This is a genomic window from Aquabacterium sp. UBA2148 (assembly GCF_002328915.1).
Taxonomy (GTDB): domain Bacteria; phylum Pseudomonadota; class Gammaproteobacteria; order Burkholderiales; family Burkholderiaceae_C; genus Aquabacterium; species Aquabacterium parvum.
Genome location: NZ_DCXA01000049.1, coordinates 1 through 2,895, shown reverse-complemented (window position 1 = coordinate 2,895; position 2,895 = coordinate 1). Strand labels below are relative to the sequence as shown.

Below are 2,895 nucleotides of genomic sequence, written 5' to 3'. Positions count from 1 at the left end.
GGCGGCCGACGTGGCTCGCCGCTCGATCTTCGCCTCATCGCGCAGCTTCTTCATGCCTTCCTGGATGGCTTGCTGGCGCGCCTGGCGCACCAACGCAGCCTGGATGGCGGGTTTGGCCTGGGCCAGCAGCATTTGAGCTTCTTCAGCGGCGATCAGCGTCCAGACCACGACCGCGTCACCGCGGGTGGAGGCCAGAGAGCGCCCCACAGGCAACTGCGCCAGCTTGGGCAACCAGTCCATGGGCACGTTCTCTGCGGCCACGGTGACCCGCTGAGAGGCCTTTCGCAAGCCCTTGGCCGTCAAGTGCAGGTTCAGCGCTTCCAGGTTGGCCAGGGCCGGCAACTCGCGCACGAGTGCATCGGCTTCGCTCGCCGAGCCTGGCCTGACCACGGTTTCTTCCAGCTGATACACCTTGCGCTGAGCAAACAGCTCAGGGTGCTCGTCGTAGTAGTTGTTGATCGCCGCCGTGTCAGGCAGGCGGGCCTTTTCAGCAAGCTGATCCTGGAACGCCCGAGCCAACACCTCGCGCTGCGCCAGCGCCAGCGACTGGATCACCTGCGGCTGCTTGTCGAGGCCAGCTTTGGCAGCGGCCTGGGCCGCCAGTTCCTGCTCGATCAACACGTCGAGGGCGCGGTCGGCCGCCTTCTCGCCCCATTGCGCCGCGACCCCAGGCTGGGCTCGCAGCAAGGCCTGAACCTGGTGAACGGAAATCTCGCCTTGGTTGACCTGTGCCGCGATTTGCGAATCCACCGCACCTCCCGCGCCGCCGCCGCGGTTGCAGCCCGCCAACGTCAGCATCGCCACCAGACTCGCGCCCAGCACCATCCGCCCCTTGCTCCATCGCACCATGTGCTTTCACCTCGTTGCCATGACAGCTTGGCATCTTGTCACATGGTGGATCCGGTTGCTCGGTGTCACGTTGCCAAGAGCCAAAGAAAAACGGGCCCGAAGGCCCGTTTCATCGATCATCAAACCCGAATCAAGCTTGTTGCTTGCGGCGACGCAGCATCAGGCCCACACCAGCCAGGCCCACCAGCGTCATGGCGACGTCGGAAGCTTCAGGAGCGGGAGAAGCCACAGCGGTGGTCGAGATCTGACCGGCGTAAGAAGCCGTGTCCCACGAACCTGCACCCAGGGTCACGTGACCATTGACGGCCAGCGAGTAGGTGCCGGCGGTCAGACCAGAGAACGTGAAGGTGTTGTACTGGGGGACGTACAGGTCGTAGTCCAGCACGGTGACCGGGCTGGCGGTCGTGCCCTTGTAGAGGATCAGGCTGGTGATGTCCACGTCGCGGAAGTCGATGAAGGCGCGGAACGTGCTGGCATCGTTCGTGGTAACGCCCACCGAGCCGTTGCTGGCGATGGAGAAGGTGTAGACGTCGCTGAAGTCCAGCGACTTGTTGAACGTGTTGCCGAAGTTCGTCGGGGTGGACGAGAGTTGGCCGAGGTTCGTGGTGGTGGTGACCTGGGCGAAAGCCGAAGCCGCCAGGACGGTGGAGGCGACGACGCCACCGAGGAACTTGTGCAGACCGTTCATTGTTCTTCTCCCGAAGGAACTGTTGATGGGTGAACGATATCGGGAAATGTTTCCGTTTGCTATCCCCCGTTTGCGTGCCATCGTGCACAGCGACCAACCCGCGTTTACCCTTTATTTCACTTGACGCAAGAATGGCTTGATCGCCAGGGCCATCCGGACGGCTGCCCCCTGATGGCTGGCGGCAAACGTCAAAGCAGCCTCCCGCGAAGCAGGGAGAGCGCCGCCTTGCAAGGCTTGCCACACGCGCCGACACCCCTCGTCAAAATTGGCCACGCGCCAAGCCGCCCCAGCGGCCAACCCCTGCTCTGCCGCCTCGGCAAAGTTGAAGGTCGAGGGGCCCAGAACGAGGGGGCAACCACAGGCCGCTGCTTCGATGAGGTTCTGCCCGCCCAGGGGGGCAAAACTGCCGCCCAGCAGACCGATGTCGGCGCAGGCGTAGTACGCGGGCATCTCTCCCATGCTGTCACCCAGCCAGACATCGGCCGACAAGGCATGGGCATCCGGTACGGCATCGCAGCCAACCGGGCCCCACGCGCTGCGCCTTGACACCCGCCACCCCATCGCTTCGATGGCAGAGGCCACCTCGTCAAACCGCTGAGGGTGACGCGGCACGATCATCAACCTGGGCGCCGAACTCGCCGGCATCTCATCCAGCAGCTTGCGCCAGGCAGGGAGCAGCAACGCCTCTTCGCCCTCACGGGTGCTGGCCGCCAGCACGACCGGCCGCCCCAGGGCATCGCGCCAGGCGCGCCCCCGTGCCAGCAATGCCGCAGGCGGGGTCATGTCGAACTTGACGTTGCCCATCACTTCAACAGGATGGGCCCCCATCTGCCGCAAACGGGCCGCGTCGCCCTCGGTCTGAGCCAGGGTCAGGCTCAGGGCAGAGGCCGCCGGTTTCAACAACGAAGCGAAGCGCTCGCCCTGGCGCAGGCTCTTGTCGCTCAAGCGCGCATTGGCCAGCACCATGGGGATGCCCAGGCGGTGAGCGCCGTGCATCAGGTTCGGCCAGACCTCGGTTTCCATCAACACGCCAACGTCGGGTTGGAAATGCGCCAGGAAGCGCCGCACCGCACCAGGGGTGTCGAAAGGCAGCCACGCCTGGGCATCGCCGGGCGCCATCAACGGCTGCCCAGCATCGCGACCGGTGGCCGTGGTGTGGGTCAGCAGCAAGCGCATGCCGGGCAAGCTGGCTCGCAGAGCCTGGATGAGCGGCGTGGCAGCCCGGGTCTCACCCAGGGAGACCGCATGCAACCAGACCACAGGGGCCTGACCGCTGCGAGTCCACGCCGGGCCGCTGTGCCAGCCCAGGCGCTGCGGCCACCAGCGCCGGTAGCCCGGCTCTTGCAGCCCGCGCGACC

The 2,895-nt window shown here is 65.6% G+C and carries 3 protein-coding genes; all 3 read right to left on the bottom strand.

The window, feature by feature from the left end; translation table 11 throughout:
• Window positions 1-798: EpsD family peptidyl-prolyl cis-trans isomerase (locus B2W70_RS02605; protein WP_286742552.1), on the bottom strand; the 798-nt coding region annotated here is incomplete at its 3' end.
• A gap of 181 nt (window positions 799-979) precedes the next feature.
• Window positions 980-1,537: an FxDxF family PEP-CTERM protein gene (locus tag B2W70_RS02600; protein WP_058087848.1), complete on the bottom strand. Its 558-nt coding sequence runs from the start codon at window positions 1,535-1,537 to the stop codon at window positions 980-982.
• Between the two features lie 111 nt (window positions 1,538-1,648).
• A partial coding sequence (locus B2W70_RS02595) for a 3-deoxy-D-manno-octulosonic acid transferase (protein WP_286742547.1) occupies window positions 1,649-2,895 on the bottom strand: 1,247 nt, incomplete at its 5' end.

Bases quoted from the DNA above. Each gene is read 5' to 3' on its own strand.
- B2W70_RS02600 (WP_058087848.1), bottom strand. From the start codon at position 1,537: ATGAACGGTCTGCACAAGTTCCTCGGTGGCGTCGTCGCCTCCACCGTC.